Origin of the sequence: Methylobacillus sp. MM3 (assembly GCF_001645185.1) — a bacterium.
GTDB lineage: Bacteria > Pseudomonadota > Gammaproteobacteria > Burkholderiales > Methylophilaceae > MM2.
Genome location: NZ_LXTQ01000011.1, coordinates 504,846 through 522,043, shown reverse-complemented (window position 1 = coordinate 522,043; position 17,198 = coordinate 504,846). Strand labels below are relative to the sequence as shown.

Sequence of the window (17,198 nt, the reverse complement as noted above, 5' to 3'; positions counted from 1 at the left end):
AATGGCTCAAGATCATCAACGCCAACGGCGGGCAAATCCCCGAGACCTACGGCGTACCGGTGGAAGAGATCGTCGAAGGCATCAAGCACGGCGTGCGCAAGGTCAACATCGACACCGACCTGCGCCTTGCCTCCACCGGCGCGATCCGCCGCTACCTCAATGATCCGGCCAACACCAAGGAATTCGACCCGCGCAAGTTCCTCCTCGCCTCGACCAAGGCGATGGCGGACATCTGCCAGGCGCGCTTCGAAGCCTTCGGCTCCGCCGGCCAGGCCAGCCGGATCAAGGCGCTCGCCTGCGACAAGATGGCGGAACGCTACAAGAAGGGGGAACTCGCCCAGATAGTGAAATAGATCACGCCACCTCGGCAAACCGAGCTCAGATTTTTAAATGTAGCAGGCATCGCGGCGGCCACGCCCGTGCCCAGTCAACTGGAGGTGAATGATGTCCAAGAAGCATCCGATTATTGCGGTGACCGGCTCGTCCGGCGCGGGAACCAGTACGGTGAAGCGCGCGTTCGAGCATATCTTCCGGCGCGAGAGCATCGCGCCAGTCGTCATCGAAGGCGACAGCTTTCATGCCTACAACCGGCAGGAATTCCGCGAGGCGGTAAAAAAGGCCGAAGCCGAGGGCAATTCCTCCTTCAGCCATTTCGGACCGGAAGCGAACCATTTCGGCAAGCTGGAAGAATTATTCCGCACTTACGGCAAGGAAGGCTCCGGCCAGCGGCGCTTTTACCTGCATAACTGCATCGAGGCGACCGAAAAAAGCAAACAGATGGGCGGCAAGTTCAAGTCCGGCGAATTCACGCCGTGGGAAGATATTCCGCCCAATACCGACCTGCTGTTCTATGAGGGCCTGCACGGCCTAGTGAAAACCGACAAGATCTCGCTGCCGGAACATGTCGATCTCGGCATAGGCGTGGTGCCAGTGGTCAATCTTGAATGGATACAGAAAATCCATAGAGACAACTCCGAACGCGGCTACCCGGCGGAGGCCACGGTGGATACCATCGTGCGCCGCATGCGCGATTACGTGAACTACATCACGCCGCAATTCTCGCACACCCACATCAATTTCCAGCGTGTAGCGACGGTGGATACTTCGAACCCTTTCATCTCACGCGACATTCCGACGCTGGACGAAAGCTTCGTCATCATCCGCTTCCGCGATCCCGGCATGGCAGATTTCCCTTATCTGCTGACGATGATCCAGGACTCTTTCATGTCGCGCCCGAATACCATTGTGGTGCCCGGCGGCAAGATGGGGCTGGCCATGGAAATCATCCTCACGCCGCTGATCCGCAATCTGATGGACAAGCGCGGCGCGTTTACGCATGCGTACAGCTTTCTATCGAAAAGCGTGGAGCATGCGTTGCAAGCTTGAAGTTGCCTTTCATGCGGCGTAAGTGGCAGCCTTGTCCCGTCGCATGACATGGATGGCTCCGGTGAATAACGCATTGGGCCATCCGCCCGATTGGGAAACCACGGCATAAAAAAAGCCCCGGCATGCCGGGGCTTTTTACTTGCTTTATTATTCCTGAGAATTACTCGGGAATGATGTTCGCAGCTTGCTTGCCTTTGGGGCCCATAGCTTCGTCATAAGTCACGCGCTGATTTTCGCGCAGGGACTTGAAACCGTCGGACTTGATAGCCGAGAAGTGAGCGAAAAGATCTTCACCGCCAGCGTCCGGAGTAATGAAACCGAAACCCTTAGCGTCGTTGAACCACTTAACAATACCTGTTGCCATTTTGTTTTCCTAAAATAAAAATTAATTTCGGACGAAATGTCCGGCATCTATTGAAATCAAGGGAAAATGATGAACGACGAGGTACCGCATTGACGCAACTTGAATCCTAACAGACCCGCACAGGATACTCGCAATTTCAGAAAAAGCATAACAATTTAATAATTAATTGCTCCGAAGCCCCCGCCCACCCTCATTACTTGCGATGGCAACCCGCTTGGATTAGCCTTATACCATCCGCAGGGAGCGTGGTCATGTCACAAGAACAAAGTATCGAAACACGGCTGGCACTTATCGAAGCGCGGCTTTCGCGCATCGAATCCAAGCTGGCCTTGCCTAAAGTTATCGCTGCAGAATCTGCTATTGCCAAGGCAACGCCTGCAATCAAAGCCGAAAACCCACCACCGCTTCATTCAACCTCGACCGAAGAATCCCGTAACTCATCAATTACCACCCTGCTCGGCTGGAGCGGCGCAGCAGCACTGGTGATGGCGGCGGTTTACCTGATCCGTCTCGCGCTCGACTCCGGCTGGTTGACGCCTGAACGCCAGATCGGCTTGGCGATCGCCGGCGGCTTCACGCTGATCGGCACCGGACTGGCGTTGCGGCATGCTAATCGGCAGTATGCATCCCTGCTGCCTGCCGGCGGCATTGTTACGCTGTTCCTGGCGGTTTATGGCGCACATATGTTCTATGGATTGATCAGCCCGCAGATGGCGACGGCTGGCGTGATGATAGTCGCCGCGTTGTCGCTGTGGCTATGCCGCGTGTTCGCCAGCGAGCTATATGCGCTGTTTGCTGTCGCAGGCTCTTATGCCGCCCCCTTCCTGATCGAGAACGTACTGGTGGATGTGACCGATCTCGCCATCTATTTTTCTGCATGGAGCGTGATTTTCAGCATCTATGCGGTCTGGACAGGGCGACGTCTGGTCTACCTGCTGGCACTTTATTTCGCGCTGATTGGCTTTGACGTGATACAGCGCGACACGATGCATGAAGAATGGATTGCGGCACTGGTCTTCCAGACGCTGCAATTCGCGATTTTTTCTGTTGCGGCCGCCGCGTTCTCGATCCGCCGCAACGAACCGATGACACGGGAAGTTGCCATCGCACACTTGCCGGCACTGCTGATTTTCTACTTTCTGCAATACGCGTTGCTCGCGGCACACCTGCCCGGTTATGCACCCTGGATCGCGCTCGCCACCGCCGGCGTAGTCGCCCTGCTCTATTTCATCAGCCAGAACTTGATGCGTCAACCTTTGCCCGGTGGGCATTTCCTGCTTTCGGCTTATGTTGCGCTGGTACTGTTTCATGCGGGATATCTTGAATCGGTGCCTGATGAATGGACGCCCTGGGTGGCTTTCGTCCTGGTGCCTGCCGTCGCCTGGTTCAGCGTCGCCCGCACCTCGGGCCAAGGCCTGGGCTGGCCGGTATGGCTGGGTGTGGGCATCATCGCAATTGTCAATTACATGCGCATCGTTTCGGACGTAGGCACATCGGAGATTCCGGGTGGCGATGCGCTTCCCATCCTTTATGCGCTGGAATGCTACGCCGCCTATTGGTTCGTGCAGCGACGGCACACGTTGCAGAACCTTTACATTCCGCTGTTATACGCAGGCCATATCTGCGCGATGGCCGCAGCGGTGCACCTGCTCGATGACCGCCTCTCCACATCGCTGGCCTGGGGCATGCTCGCCACCGGCTGCCTGGGGTTTGCCATTCACAGGCGCGACCGCATCCTTGGACAATCTTCGCTGCTGATATTCGCAGCCTCGGCAGGCAAGGTACTGATCTATGACCTGCACCAGTCTGCCCCATTGATGCGCATCGGCATCCTGCTGGTGCTCGGACTTTCGCTTTACGCCGGCGGCTGGCTGTATCAGCGCATGCTTTCTTCACGCGAAGAGACTTAGGACTTCACCTAGGGAACGAGCCATATCGCACCACTTCCAGTAAAATCGCACTTTCAAACTGGCGTAATAGTTGCTACCCAATAATGGCATAACAATCCGGCAACCTTCGCCTTTACTCTAGATACCCAGGAATGCCATCTTGAATTCAAAACCGTTTACCCGCAGCAAGACAACGCACGCTTTCTCGACCCTGCCGCCTTTGAGCATGGACGGAAAAAGCGTGGTAGAGGATTTCCGCCGCTACTTCAGCCGCACTCTCGGCCGCAGCGAACTCAACGAGGCGGCCTACCATGTCTACACCTCATTCGCGATGGCCTGGCGCGACCGCATCGTCGAGCGCTGGAAGAAGACGCAAGCTTCCTACGACGCCGAGGACAGCAAGCGCACGTATTACCTGTCGCTGGAATTCCTGATGGGACGGGCCCTGAGCAATGCAATGCTGAATCTCGAAGAAACGTCTTCCACCACCGACGCCCTTCAGAAACTGGGGCTGTTCCTGGAGGAAATCACCGAACAGGAGCACGACGCCGGGCTCGGCAACGGCGGTCTCGGCCGTCTGGCCGCGTGCTTTCTCGACAGTTGCGCCACGCTGCAGTTGCCGGTGATGGGTTATGGTCTGCGTTATGAATACGGCATGTTCCGTCAGAAGATCGAGAACGGCTACCAGATGGAAGAGCCCGATCACTGGCTGCGCATCGGCAACCCTTGGGAAATCGAGCGCCAGGAATTCGCCGTACGGGTCAAATTCGGCGGCCATACCGAGCCCTATACGGACGACCAAGGCAACACCCGCGTCCGCTGGGTACATTCCCATGATGTACTCGCCGTTCCCTACGACATGCCGATTCCCGGTTATCGCAACGGCACGGTGAATACCCTGCGATTGTGGAAATCGACGGCAACGGATGAATTCGATCTCGACGAATTCAATGCCGGAAGCTACGCCGAAGCTGTCGGCGAAAAGAACGATGCCGAACACATCACGATGGTGCTGTACCCCAATGACGCCAGCGAAAACGGCAAGGAACTGCGTCTGCGCCAGCAGTATCTTCTCGCATCGGCCAGCCTGCAGGACATACTGCGGCACTGGGTTGCACAGCACGGCAATGATTTTTCGCAATTCGCGGAGAAAAACTGCTTCCAGTTGAACGACACGCACCCGACCTGCTCGGTGCCGGAGCTGATGCGTCTGTTGATCGACGAGCACGGCCTGAACTGGGATGACGCCTGGGCGATCACTTCGCGCACCGTGGCTTATACCAACCACACGCTGCTGCCCGAAGCGCTGGAGCGCTGGTCGGTCAGCATGTTCGGACGACTGCTGCCGCGCCTGCTGGACATCGTTTACGAGATCAATGCCCGCTTTCTCGCAGAAGTGTCGCTACGCTGGCCGGGCGACAGCGATCGTCAGCAGCGTATGTCCATCATTGAGGAAGGCCCGGAAAAACAGGTGCGCATGGCCTATCTCGCGGTCGTTGCGAGCATGTCCGTCAATGGCGTGGCGGAGCTGCACTCCCGCCTGCTGCAACAGCATCTGTTCCATGATTTCTACGAGCTGTGGCCGAACAAGTTCAACAACAAGACCAACGGCGTCACGCCGCGCCGCTGGATGGCATCTAGCAATCCCGAGTTGAGCAAACTGATCACCTCCGTCATCGGGTCGGACTGGATCACCGACATGCCGCAACTGCGCAAGCTGACGCCGTATGCCGACGATGCCAAATTCCGCGCCCAGTGGCGTGCCGTCAAGCAGGCCAACAAAGCGCGCCTGGCAGCACTGGTCCAGAAGGATTGCGGTGTGACCTTCGACGTTGATGCTATTTTCGACATCCAGGTGAAACGCATACACGAATACAAGCGGCAACTGCTCAACGTGCTGCACGTCATCCATCTCTACGACCGGCTGAAGCGCGGCGAACGCGACGGCATCACGCCGCGTTGCGTGTTGATCGGGGGCAAAGCGGCGCCAGGCTATCAGATGGCAAAGCGCATCATCAAGCTGGTCAACTCCGTAGCTTCGGTCGTCAACGACGACCCCAGCACCAGCGAGCTGCTGAAACTGGCCTTTCTGCCCGATTATCGCGTCTCGGCGATGGAGATCATCTGCCCTGGCGCCGATCTTTCCGAACAGATTTCAACGGCCGGAAAAGAGGCTTCCGGCACCGGCAACATGAAGTTCATGATGAACGGCGCAATGACCATAGGCACGCTGGATGGCGCCAACATCGAAATTCTCGAAGAAGTCGGCAGCGAGAACTTCTTCCTGTTCGGTCTCAACGCAGAAGAGGTCGAGGCGATACGCGGACATTACAATCCGGACGCCATCATCGAGCAGGACGACGACCTGGCGCGCGTAATGCATCTGTTGGAATGCGGCCATTTCAACCTGTTTGAGCCGGGAATATTCGATCCTATCATTCAGTCGATTCGCAACCCGCATGATCCATGGCTGACAGCTGCTGATTTCCGCAGCTACATCGATGCACAGCACAGCGCTGCAAGCGCCTATCTGGACCATGATCACTGGACGCGCATGAGCATCCTCAACACAGCAGCCAGTGGTAAGTTTTCCAGTGATCGAACAATTGCCGATTACAACCGGGAAATCTGGCATTTGCCTAATATGGCGCAGTAGTTTTTGACCGGGAAAACAGTACGTTGATGCCATTCACGATCAGACACCTCGTGAATGGCATCAATCATTTGCGTTTTGAAAAGGACTGGCTTAAAGAGTTGTGAATGAGCTATTTCAAAATGGAATCGACTTTCCCATCGCAAACCAGTTATGTCCATGCACCAGCATTGTGCAATGCCGGATAAATCAAAAATCGAAATTCACATCCAAACGAATCTTTTTGATAACCATCTCGAATTGCCTGCAAGCCGTTTAGGCTTCCCGGCCTGTCATAGTTTTGTCACCCAGCTTTGCAATGATTCCAGGCATGCAACTTGGCATTCTTATTGCGTGTTCTACATTACAAAATGCAACTAATGGGAAGGATGAATCATGAAACCGGAAATCGTAAAATCCTTGGCGAACTTTCTAGAAGCGATTCCTTATCAAGTCGCCACCTGGGACAAAAAAGTTATCGATTACCTCGATGAGCATCCTGAGCAAATGAAGGATTTCCACAGCGGCTCGGCAACGATGAAGTGGAAAATTTATTCATCGATCAAATATCAGCCTCTTTGACTCGCAACATCCCGGCTCAAGCAGGCCGCCCGACATGGCTGGGGCCAAGGTGCGAGACACACGCTTGAGCCACAATGGCATAGGCAAGGGTAAGGAAGAAAGGCCATCCGTAAAAACAAAAACGGCCCGATTAATCAGGCCGTTTTGCAATCATAAAAACATGAGCATGTTTTTATGGCGGAGAGGGCGGGATTCGAACCCGCGTTAGGCTATTAGCCTAAACACGCTTTCCAGGCGTGCGACTTAAACCACTCATCCACCTCTCCGTTAAAGGAGCGGCATTATAACTTAACTTATTGGCATGACCAAGCTGGATTTCGTTTCGTTGATTCGGCGGTAATTCAACCGCAAATGGGGTAGAATATCAGTCGGCGGGCCTCCCCGCATTGCAAGGTAGCCAACCTGGTCAGGTCCGGAAGGAAGCAGCCACAGTTATTGAAGCAAGTGCCGGGGATCAGGCTCGCCCCATTTTATTTCTACTGCGGATGGGCTAAAGTTTGCGCTTTACCTACCGGCCGAAAAATCCATGAGTTATCAGGTTCTGGCGCGTAAATGGCGCCCAAAGACGTTTCAGGAACTGGTCGGCCAGGAGCACGTCGTCCGCGCCCTTTCCAATGCGCTGCAACAGCAGCGGCTGCACCACGCCTACCTGTTCACCGGTACGCGCGGAGTCGGCAAGACCACCCTGGCGCGGATTCTTGCCAAAGCCCTCAATTGCGAAAACGGCATCACTGCCGAACCTTGCGGCGTTTGCTCCGCCTGCACCGAGATCGATAAGGGCCGCTTCGTCGACTTGCTGGAAGTGGACGCCGCCTCCAATACCAAGGTCGATCAGATGCGCGACCTGCTGGAAAACGCCCAGTACGCGCCGACCGTGGCACGCTTCAAGGTATTCATCATCGATGAAGTGCACATGCTGTCGACTTCGTCTTTCAATGCGATGCTGAAGACGCTGGAAGAGCCCCCGGCGCACGTCAAATTCATCCTCGCCACCACCGATCCACAGAAGATGCCGGTGACAGTACTGTCGCGCTGCCTGCAGTTCAACCTGCGCCAGATGCCGGTCACATCCATCACTGAGCATCTGCACGCTGTATTGCAGAAAGAATCCATCAGCGCCGAGAGCGTCGCCTTGCAGCTCATCGCGCGCGCCGCTTCGGGCAGCATGCGCGATGCGCTGTCGCTGCTCGACCAGGCCATCGCCTACGGCTCCGGCGCCGTCCATGAAGCGGAAGTACGCGCCATGCTGGGCGCCATCGACCAAAGCTATCTGTTTACCTTGCTGCAGGCGCTGGCACGTCGCGATGGAGCCGGATTGCTGGCCGTTGCGCGCAGCATGGAAGAACGCAGCCTGTCCTTCGATGCTGCATTGGGTGAGCTCGCGCTGTTATTGCATCAGATTGCACTGGCCCAGTCGGTGCCTGACGCGATCCCTGCAGACCTCCCGGAACGTCCGCAACTTCTGGAGTTGGCAGCACTCTTCAAGCCGGAAGACATTCAGCTTTATTATCAGATCGCCCTTCTCGGCCGGCGCGATCTTGGGCTGGCACCGGACGAATATGCCGGGTTCAGCATGTGCCTGCTGCGCATGCTGGCATTTGCTCCCAATGATGCACAAATATACAAACAGGCATCTACTCCTGCACCCAGCCAAGGAACGAATCCTCCGCCGGTAGTGCAAGCGCAGATTGCCGCGCCCCCTCTTGCCGAGATGGAAAGAACGCCTGCGACTTACTCTCCGCAGCAAGAGACTCTGCCTGAGAAACCGTTGGCAGTTCAGCAGGCCACCGCGGAAATCAAACCTTCAGAATCTATCGCCACCACCTTTGACGGCAATTGGCGCGGGCTCGTGGACACACTTAAACTGAGCGGCATGGCACGCATGCTGGCGCAAAATTGTGCGCTCGTGGCATTCGACGGCCAGCAGATGCGGTTATCGGTGCCGCCTGAACACAAGCATTTGCTCGACAATACCTATCAGGAAAAGCTGCGAACCACGCTGAAGGAGCACTTTGGCAAGCAATTGCATGTCGCCATCGAAGTCAGCGGCAATGCCATCAACACTCCAGCGCGCCAGATCAATCAGGAAAAGGCGGCCCGGCAGGCGCAAGCCGAAGCCTCCATCCAGGGCGACCCTTTCGTGCGTGATCTGATGGAAAGCTTCGGGGCGACGATCATTCCGTCCACCATCAAACCAGCCCAGTGATATCGGGCTCAGATTTATCAAGGAGAATCACATGATCAAAGGCGGCTTGGGCAACCTGATGAAACAGGCCCAGCAAATGCAGGACAACATGAAGCGTGCTCAGGAAGAGCTGGGCAATATCGAAGTCGAAGGACAATCGGGTGCCGGCCTGGTCAAAATCACAATGACCTGCCGCCATGACGTCAAGCGCGTGCAGATCGACGACAGCCTGATCGGCGACGACAAGGACATGCTGGAAGATCTCGTGGCCGCAGCCATCAATGATGCCGTGCGCAAGGCCGAAGCCACGTCCCAGGAGAAAATGAGCGGACTCATGGGTGGCATGCCTTTGCCTCCTGGCATGAAGCTGCCGTTTTGACCCGACATGGGCGTAACGTTCGTTTCGCCCGTCCATGAATGAAAAACCCGACCTCACTCGACAATCTCGTTGAAGCATTGCGCTGCCTGCCCGGCGTCGGCCCAAAATCCGCACTGCGCATGGCATATCACCTTCTCCAGCGCGACCGCAACGGTGCCGACAAGCTTGCGCAGGCATTGCAAGGCGCGCTGGAACAGATCGGGCACTGCTCTTCCTGCAACAACTTCAGCGAACAGCCGGTATGCAACCTGTGTGCAACCGGCAATCGCGATGCCCGCCTTCTGTGCGTGGTCGAGATGCCGACCGATCTGATGATGCTGGAGCAGACACATACCTACCATGGCATGTATTTCGTCCTGATGGGCCGATTGTCCCCGCTGGACGGTATCGGCCCGCGTGAAATCCATCTAGACAGGCTATTGAAGCGTGCGCAGGACAGCATCGTGGAAGAAGTGATTCTGGCGACCAACTATACCGTCGAAGGCGAAGCCACAGCGCATTACATCAGCGAACTGCTGAAGGCACGCGGCATCAAGGTAAGCCGCATTGCACGCGGCCTGCCGATGGGCGGGGAAATCGAGAACGTGGATAGCGGAACGCTGGCGCAAGCGATGATGGAGCGCCGCGCCGTCAGATAACGACTGAGTCCCGTAGCCCCAGACGTTGCAATAATTCCTGCGGAGCATCGATCATGAACTCCGCACACCAGGTTTCCGGCTCGTCATGCTCATCCAGATAGCCATAACGCGCCACCACGGTGCGCATGCCAGCCGTATGACCGGCAATGATGTCGCGTTCGGCATCTCCCACATACAGACAGCTATCGGGAACACAAAGCGCAAGCTCACAGGCCAGTAACAGGGTATCCGGATAAGGCTTGGGGCGCTCGGCATCGTCTCCGCTGACGATGCAGGCCGCGCGCGCGTCCAGCCCCAGCGCCTCCATCAGTCTGCCGGTAAAACGGCGCGGCTTGTTCGTCACCACTCCCCATTGCAAGTCCATGCTCTCCAGGCACTCAAGCACTTCGCCCATGCCATCGAACAATATGGGCTCCTGAGTAAATACCTCGTCATAAAGATCGAGATATTCATCGCGCATGACTGCGAACTCGACATCCGAAGGCGTCAGGCCAAAACCTATGCCCAGCAAACCACGCGAACCGTGGGATGCAAACGGACGTATCGTTTCTTGCGGCAACGGGGGTAATCCATGACGCTCACGTTGCATATTCAAAGCGCGGCCAAGATCGGGCGCCGTGTCGGCTAGCGTACCGTCCAGGTCGAACAATATGGTCTTGATATTCGTCATTTCGTCGCGTGCAGAATGTAATTGACCGAGACATCGCGATCAAGCCAATAGCGCTTGCTTAACGGGTTGTAGCTCATTCCCGTCATGCCAGCCACATCCAGGCCGGCTTGGCGACACCATGCGGACAGTTCGGAGGGCTTGATGAACTTGCGATAGTCATGTGTACCCTTGGGTAACATGTTCAATACATACTCCGCGCCTATCACTGCAAGGAGGTAGGATTTCGGGTTACGGTTAAGCGTTGAGAAAAACACCTGGCCGCCCGGCTTCACCAATCTGGCGCAGGCTTCTACGATGGCTGCGGGCTCGGGTACATGCTCCAGCATTTCCATGCACGTGACGACGTCGAAACTTTCCGGCCGCTCTTCAGCCAGTTTCTCGACGGAAACCAGTCGGTAATCGACAGCAACCCCGCTTTCAAGCTTGTGAAGCTGCGCCACCTTGAGCGCTTTTTCACCCAGATCGATACCGGTCACTCGCGCACCGCGTTCAGCCATGGATTCGGAAAGAATACCCCCTCCGCAACCGACGTCCAGCACCACTTTGCCGCTCAGGGCGGCAATGCGGTCGATGTAATCCAGTCGCAGCGGGTTAATCTCATGCAGCGGCTTGAACTCGCTTGCCGGATCCCACCAGCGATGCGCCAGCGTGGCGAATTTCTGCAACTCCGCCGGATCGACGTTTACTGGTGGAACGGTTTCAGTCTGCCCTGCCATAGTGTTGCTATCTCCTTGAGCTCAGCCGGATCGATATGTGCATGGATACCGCGCTCGTAACATAGTTCACCGGCCACCCATGCGTGGCTGACATGCTCTCGGCCGGCTACGTAAACCAGATGCGAGATGGGATCGTAACAAGGCTGCATTTCAATCGCCGAAAAATCTACGGCAATCATGTCCGCCAGTTTTCCATGCTCCAGCGAACCGATATTATCGTCCATCCCCAGGGCGCGCGCACCATTGATCGTTGCCATTTCCAGCACTTGCATGGCCGGAAGAACCTCCGCATCGCCGGAGGCTTTGGCAAGCAGCGCGGCCAGACGCATTTCGGCGAACATATCCAGCCGGTTGTTGCTGGCTGCGCCGTCCGAGCCCAATGCCACGTTAATGCCTGCCGCCAGCATATCGGCAACGGGTGCAATCCCGCTGCCCAATTTGAGGTTGGACCCTGGGCAATGCGCCACATGCGCGCCTTGCAACGCCAACGTCTCGATTTCGATAGGCGTCATATGTACGCAATGCGCTGCCAGCACATTGGGGCCCATCAGGCCAAGCTCCGTCAGGCGCCGCACGGGCCGCATGCCATATTGCGCTTCGCCCTGCTCGATTTCGTGATGCGTTTCATGCAAATGCAGGTGTATGTTCGCACCCAACTGGTCGGCGTAAGTCAGCACCTTATTGAAAATCCGGTCATTGACGGTATAAGGAGCGTGCGGCGCCAAACATGTGGTAATGCGAGGATGCCCGCGCAAGGCATCGCGCGCGGCAAATCCCTTGTTGAGATAATCATCTGCATCCGCCGCATAGGGCGATGGAAAATCCAGTACCACCAATCCGAGCGCAGCACGCATGCCGGAGAGATTGACCGCTTCGGCCGCAGCTTCCGGGAAAAAATACATGTCGTTAAAAGTCGTCACGCCGCCCTTGAGCATTTCGGCACATGCCAGCAGCGTTCCATCCCGGACAAAACGCTCGGAAAGCACCTGACCCTCCGCCGGCCAGATATGGTTGCCTAGCCAATCCATCAGTGGCCTGTCATCGGCCAGGCCACGCATCAATGTCATGGCAGCATGCGTATGGGCATTGATCAATCCTGGCAGCAAAACGTGCTCCGGCAGCCTGATCGTCTCTTTCGCGTTGCATCGCTGACGCGCTTCGCTTACCGGCAGGATCGCCTCAATACGCCCGTTGTGGACAATAACGGCAGCATGTTCCATTACCACGCCGCCAGGGCGCACCGGGATTACCCATCGCGCCTCGATGACCAGATCGGGATCGGAATTGAATATGTTGGATTCCATGTATTTGATATTCGTAAAAAAGCCCCGACTAGCGGGGCTTTTTAAGTCGTTCAGGTCAGATGCTTACTTTTCGATCTGGCGCTGAGCTTCCACTTCGACGACCACGCGACGGTTCGGTTGCAGGCAATCGATCGCCTTCTTGCCGTACACGCCCTTGCAGTCCACTACCGGTTCCTTCTCACCCTTGCCAACGGCATGCAGGCGAGATTCTTCAATGCCCTGGCCCATCAGATACTTCTTGACCTGATTGGCACGACGCTCGGAAAGTTTCTGGTTGTAGCTGTCGGTACCGATGCGGTCAGTATGACCGGTGATCAGAACCAATTCCACTTCCGGGTGCGCCTTCATCTTTTCGGTAATTTCAGTATCAAGAATGCGCTTTCCTTCATCTTTCAGCGTTGCCTTGTCGAAGTCGAACAGCACTTCTGCAGAGAGCGTGATCTTCTCGATTGCAGGCTTGTCCGGACCGACTTCCTGAACCGGTTCCGCTTCTTGCATCGCCGGAGCGGCTTCCTCTGGGGCTGGAGCAACTTCGGGCATCGCCGGAGTCTCTGCTACCGGTTCAGCAGCCGCCATTTTCTTGGGTGCGCCGAACTTGAACAGAACGCCGAAATTCAGGTAGGTGTTGCCGACGGTCTTGTCATCGCTGAACAGTGTATCGGTGTCATCCTTGGCGCGACTCCATACATGGCGGATATCCGCTTGCAGGCCGACCACTTCGTTGAAGTGATATTGGAAACCGGCACCGACATTAGCCATCCAGGAAGTCTTGCTGTCGCCGACATCGCCCGGATTGTAGTCGATGTTATTGCGTGCCACGCCAAGACCGGCCAGCAGGAAAGGACGGAAGCTGTCGCGGCTCAGCACGTACAGAGCATCGACGCCGAAGAGAGTCTGCTTGTAACGGCCGCTGGTGAATGCGTCGTCGTCTTCATCCGGGCGCGCATAGCTGCCGCCAACCTGCACATCCCAGTGCTCGCTAAGCTCTTTACCGACTCGGAAGGAGTAGGCAGCGCTGTCATCGTCCGCGCGCAGATCGCTGTCAGTATGCACCAGACCAATTCCGGGCATCACATACCATGAACCGCTATAAGCTTCTTCAGCGGCCACAGAGCCTGCGGCGAAGGTAAAAACACCGGCCAGGGCAAGATTGATAAGTTTGGTTTTCATCGGCAGATCCTTTTTTCTTGATAAACTTAGGTGAAATATACCGGTCGGATTGCGCATGCGCAACGACCGTTTTCTTTTCAGGCAAACTCTTTCGACATTCTGTTGCAAGAATACAACACATTCTTCAAGCACGACAGGCGCTGGGAATCCAAGGCTGCCTTGCGTTCGGACCCGTGGCAGAGCGCGCCTCGAAAGCCAAGGTAGTCCGCATCGAACTGTATTAATGCCTCGACATCGGAAATGGCAAGTGAACCGGCCAGGCCAGCGAGCAGGTTCCGTTCATGGGATTGCTCCACAAATGATCGCAATTGTGTATCGTCCAGATGGTCACGTAATCGTTTTCCGTTCTTGATGGCGGTATCCAGCATGACGCCATGTATGCCGGCATATGCCAATTGCGGTATCAAGCCGAAATCCGGGGCGTTATCCGCAAACAGGACGGCCACCATGCGAACGCCCTGCGCTGCCAACGGCTGTAAGGCACGAATGCATTCCTCATGCCCTTCACGCCCAAAAAAACCGATCTTGACGATATCCACACCGGTTGCCGCCGTATCGCGCACAGCCGGCACTATTGACTCAGGCTGCATCGGCAAATCGCCTATCGTGGCGCTGACCGGCTTACGATGATCAACAGCTTTCACGATTTCGCGGATCAAATCCAGGGACAGTGCACCCAAGGCCCCTTGCGATGGATTTTTCAGATCGATGATATCTGCGCCGCCTTGCAGGGCGATTAACGCTTCCTCGACATTCGTAACGCTCGCCAGCATCCGGCTCATGCCTGGTTTTCCCCACGTTGTTCGGCGTTATAGTTCTCGATGCGCTCGATGAGCCAGCTCCATGCTTGCCTTTCCCTGTCGCCTGCCGTCTTCTCAATCGCGATGGTCAGGTAAGCGATTTCAGCAGCGATCTTTTCCGGCGGCAGCATGTGAAGACGGCTGACCAGCACAGCTGCTTCCAGAACGGCTGCTTGTGCACGGTTGAATCCACGGAATGCAGTGTGCATGGCTTCGTGCACAACACGAAACGTCAGCTCGGGCCGCACGGCATCCTCCTTGATATCGGCGAGCTCGAGTTCACGATGCGCAAGTGCGGCATCAAGCACATAGCCTTCTATTTTTTCCGCTCTCCGCACCGGCCAGACCCGCCGGCCGGTCAACGCTCCCGCAAATACGCGCACATCATCCGTCAGGTTCACAACGGCTCGCTCGGTACGCAAGAGATTATCGAGACTGATTGAAGGCCGGAACGGTGCAATGATGATCATTCCGTCGCGCTCGCGAATGCCAAACGGGGCAATATGCGCGCTACCGTCGGCATTGACGGTGGTAATAACGGTTTCGTAAATCATGTATTGCCCTTCTTGGCGCGCTTTTCCTTGAGCGAAGCCTCGCGATGTTCCACCCGGCCGCGCGCATCCTTCCTGGTCACATTGCAGCCCCACTGCAACTCTTCATCCTGACTGTAGCGTTTTTTCAATTGCCAGGCGATTTGCGCTCGCGCAAGTTCGACGCCGAGATAGAACGCATGCGAGGCATCGTCATCGACCCTGAGATGCGGATATAAGCGGAAAGGATCGATATCGCGGTACAGGCCATTTCGGTTGTAGATACTGATGCCCTCTTCGCTTATCTGGATACGGAAACTGGGATCCTTGATCTGGGCGGCAATGTCGGCGATCTCATCTTCGGTATACGAAAACGGCCGTCTATCATGCAGTCCCAAAAGCCCGTCCGAATAATCACGTGGCAAGCGTTTATCCTCATGCGCGGCATGCATCATGCGACGCGCAATGTCGGCTTCCGCAACGGCACTGGCCGCATGCGGGCTGACGGAGGTGGCCAGCACCGCGTTGATCCTGAGCTCGGCGATGATACCGAACAGCATGGCGTTGATACCGGTAGTATCCGCATCGGTCAGTTCGGTCAGATTGCCGACGCCCATCATCACGGAAATATCGGGGTATCGTTTGCGTAAACGATGATAACGCACGATGGATTCGGATAAACCAAAGGGTATGGGATCAAGTATAGGATCGGCGACAAACGGTTTGCCTTTGGCAAGCATGGCGTCGATGGCGCGATATAACGATGGCAGGCTACCCGATTTCGCCGGAATCAGTACGGGCGTAGCCGCTACCTCATCCGCAATCCATAACGTCTTCTCGTTAAGGCTGAGCAGATAATCGGCACCAGCTTTATCGGCGCGCAGCAGATCGTCCGGCACCAATGAATCAACGCTGACCAGATAGCCAGACTCCTTGAGCGCGACAACAGCATCTTCAAGGTGGGGAAAAGGCGTATTGGGCAAACAGCCGAGGTCAATTACGTTGGCGCCCTGCTCTCGATAACTCTCGGCCTTGGCAACTATGCCCTCGACGGTCAATTGCGGCGCCTCGACGATTTCGGCAAAGATGCTGACGTCGTATTTCGACAAATCGGGGGCTTTGCCGCCCCGCCCGAAAAATTGCGGCAGATCCTTGAGATCTTCCGGCCCGCGCTCTACGGGCACACCGTATTTTTCACTCAGGGCATCGAGATCGCCCCGGCACAGGCCGGGCACGACAATGCGATCGGCTCCGCGCGCATCGGCGAGCCGACGCGCGATAAACTCGGGAGTCATCAGCGCGGCTACGGAAATACCCAACTGTGCTATTTGATATTCGAACGGCGCCGGCTGCATTTCGGCCAGCACCTTGTGCAGGCTTTTTTCGGCCAGCTTGCCGGTCAGGAAGAGGAGATTTTCAGCCATTCCATGCGTTTCTGGATGGCAGATTCAAGTTCCACCATGTCGGCGACAACCGTGGTTTCCTCGAATGTTTTCAGCTTCTGCATGTTTTCGAGGTCAATGCGGCGGGGGTAAACCTTGACCATATGCTCGTGCGGCGCTTCGGACTCCAGCTCCGGCTCGGTATCGCATGCAAACACGATGCTGGGGACACGGCATTTCCCGGCCTGGGCAAAGACATTGGTCACCAGGTTATCGGAAATTCCGCATACCATTTTGGCGACCGTATTGGAACTGGTCGGCGCGATGACCACGGTGTGGTAAACGCCGTGATAAAACAGCTCGACCGGCACGGAACTCGCTGTCTTGTCCTGAAAAACACGCCCGACGTTATGCTGATAACCGTATTGCTGCAGGATTTCCGCAGCGGCTCTGCTCAGGAACAAATCCACATCTTCAAGGCGGCTGATGATACCGATGCACTCTTTCAGGTAGTGACCGGATCCTGTCAGCGCCCAGGCCAAACGTTTTTTTTCGTCTTTAACCGACACGC

Annotated in this window: 17 protein-coding genes, 1 tRNA gene and 1 other RNA gene; 9 read left to right on the top strand and 10 right to left on the bottom strand. The window is 56.1% G+C overall.

Features of this window, described 5'->3' with window-relative positions; genetic code table 11:
* Both A7976_RS06775 and A7976_RS06770 read left to right on the top strand, forming a co-directional pair.
* Window positions 1-353 (top strand): class II fructose-bisphosphate aldolase (locus A7976_RS06775; RefSeq protein WP_205633463.1); only part of this gene is annotated, 353 nt, incomplete at its 5' end.
* 91 nt (window positions 354-444) lie between these two features.
* Window positions 445-1,386 carry a phosphoribulokinase gene (locus A7976_RS06770; protein WP_067109022.1) on the top strand — a complete coding sequence of 314 codons (942 nt, stop codon included), beginning with the start codon at window positions 445-447 and terminating at the stop codon, window positions 1,384-1,386.
* 160 nt (window positions 1,387-1,546) lie between these two features.
* Here the strand turns inward: A7976_RS06770 and A7976_RS06765 are convergent, their stop codons facing one another.
* Window positions 1,547-1,750, bottom strand: a complete 204-nt coding sequence (locus tag A7976_RS06765; protein WP_067109019.1) for a cold-shock protein — start codon at window positions 1,748-1,750, stop codon at window positions 1,547-1,549.
* 251 nt (window positions 1,751-2,001) lie between these two features.
* Here A7976_RS06765 and A7976_RS06760 point away from each other — a divergent pair, with 251 nt between their 5' ends.
* The 3 genes from A7976_RS06760 to A7976_RS06750 all read left to right on the top strand — a co-directional run bounded on the left by A7976_RS06760 (window position 2,002) and on the right by A7976_RS06750 (window position 6,853).
* Window positions 2,002-3,660: a DUF2339 domain-containing protein gene (locus A7976_RS06760; RefSeq protein ID WP_067109016.1), complete on the top strand. Its 1,659-nt coding sequence runs from the start codon at window positions 2,002-2,004 to the stop codon at window positions 3,658-3,660.
* Between the two features lie 139 nt (window positions 3,661-3,799).
* On the top strand, window positions 3,800-6,295 hold the full coding sequence (locus tag A7976_RS06755) for a glycogen/starch/alpha-glucan phosphorylase (protein ID WP_240483816.1): 2,496 nt from the start codon (window positions 3,800-3,802) through the stop codon (window positions 6,293-6,295).
* Window positions 6,296-6,667: 372 nt separating this feature from the next.
* Window positions 6,668-6,853 (top strand): hypothetical protein, encoded by a 186-nt coding sequence (locus A7976_RS06750; RefSeq protein WP_067109013.1) that lies wholly within the window; start codon window positions 6,668-6,670, stop codon window positions 6,851-6,853.
* Between the two features lie 175 nt (window positions 6,854-7,028).
* On the opposite strand, the gene A7976_RS06745 is transcribed toward A7976_RS06750, so the two are convergent.
* A tRNA-Ser gene (locus A7976_RS06745) sits at window positions 7,029-7,119 on the bottom strand.
* Between the two features lie 104 nt (window positions 7,120-7,223).
* On the opposite strand from A7976_RS06745, the gene ffs reads away from it, so the two are divergent.
* The 4 genes from ffs (at window position 7,224) to recR (ending at window position 10,055) form a co-directional block, all read left to right on the top strand.
* Window positions 7,224-7,321, top strand: an RNA gene (gene ffs, locus A7976_RS06740) — signal recognition particle sRNA small type.
* Window positions 7,322-7,379: 58 nt separating this feature from the next.
* On the top strand, window positions 7,380-9,059 hold the full coding sequence (gene dnaX, locus A7976_RS06735; protein WP_067109010.1) for a DNA polymerase III subunit gamma/tau: 1,680 nt from the start codon (window positions 7,380-7,382) through the stop codon (window positions 9,057-9,059).
* Between the two features lie 31 nt (window positions 9,060-9,090).
* Window positions 9,091-9,417: a YbaB/EbfC family nucleoid-associated protein gene (locus tag A7976_RS06730; protein ID WP_067109007.1), complete on the top strand. Its 327-nt coding sequence runs from the start codon at window positions 9,091-9,093 to the stop codon at window positions 9,415-9,417.
* Window positions 9,418-9,455: 38 nt separating this feature from the next.
* Complete coding sequence (recR, locus tag A7976_RS06725; protein ID WP_067109004.1) at window positions 9,456-10,055, top strand: recombination mediator RecR; 600 nt, start codon at window positions 9,456-9,458, stop codon at window positions 10,053-10,055.
* On the opposite strand, the gene A7976_RS06720 is transcribed toward recR, so the two are convergent.
* From A7976_RS06720 to A7976_RS06685, 8 genes are all read right to left on the bottom strand, one after another.
* Complete coding sequence (locus A7976_RS06720; RefSeq protein WP_067109002.1) at window positions 10,048-10,725, bottom strand: HAD family hydrolase; 678 nt, start codon at window positions 10,723-10,725, stop codon at window positions 10,048-10,050. The two genes, recR and A7976_RS06720, sit on opposite strands and share 8 nt — an antisense overlap.
* Complete coding sequence (gene ubiG, locus A7976_RS06715) at window positions 10,722-11,441, bottom strand: bifunctional 2-polyprenyl-6-hydroxyphenol methylase/3-demethylubiquinol 3-O-methyltransferase UbiG (RefSeq protein ID WP_067108999.1); 720 nt, start codon at window positions 11,439-11,441, stop codon at window positions 10,722-10,724. Before ubiG ends, A7976_RS06720 begins: the two co-directional genes overlap by 4 nt.
* Window positions 11,408-12,745 (bottom strand): TRZ/ATZ family hydrolase, encoded by a 1,338-nt coding sequence (locus A7976_RS06710; RefSeq protein ID WP_067108996.1) that lies wholly within the window; start codon window positions 12,743-12,745, stop codon window positions 11,408-11,410. The genes ubiG and A7976_RS06710 overlap by 34 nt, the downstream gene beginning before the upstream one ends.
* A gap of 63 nt (window positions 12,746-12,808) precedes the next feature.
* Window positions 12,809-13,915 carry an OmpA family protein gene (locus A7976_RS06705; protein ID WP_067108993.1) on the bottom strand — a complete coding sequence of 369 codons (1,107 nt, stop codon included), beginning with the start codon at window positions 13,913-13,915 and terminating at the stop codon, window positions 12,809-12,811.
* Window positions 13,916-13,992: 77 nt separating this feature from the next.
* Window positions 13,993-14,697: a (5-formylfuran-3-yl)methyl phosphate synthase gene (locus tag A7976_RS06700; protein ID WP_067108990.1), complete on the bottom strand. Its 705-nt coding sequence runs from the start codon at window positions 14,695-14,697 to the stop codon at window positions 13,993-13,995.
* On the bottom strand, window positions 14,694-15,269 hold the full coding sequence (locus A7976_RS06695; protein ID WP_067108987.1) for a DUF447 domain-containing protein: 576 nt from the start codon (window positions 15,267-15,269) through the stop codon (window positions 14,694-14,696). The genes A7976_RS06700 and A7976_RS06695 overlap by 4 nt, the downstream gene beginning before the upstream one ends.
* A complete protein-coding gene (locus tag A7976_RS06690; protein WP_067108984.1) occupies window positions 15,266-16,669 on the bottom strand; it encodes a DUF6513 domain-containing protein in 1,404 nt (467 codons plus the stop codon). Before A7976_RS06690 ends, A7976_RS06695 begins: the two co-directional genes overlap by 4 nt.
* Window positions 16,645-17,196, bottom strand: a complete 552-nt coding sequence (locus A7976_RS06685) for a flavoprotein (protein ID WP_067108981.1) — start codon at window positions 17,194-17,196, stop codon at window positions 16,645-16,647. Before A7976_RS06685 ends, A7976_RS06690 begins: the two co-directional genes overlap by 25 nt.
* Between the last annotated feature and the right edge of the window lie 2 nt (window positions 17,197-17,198).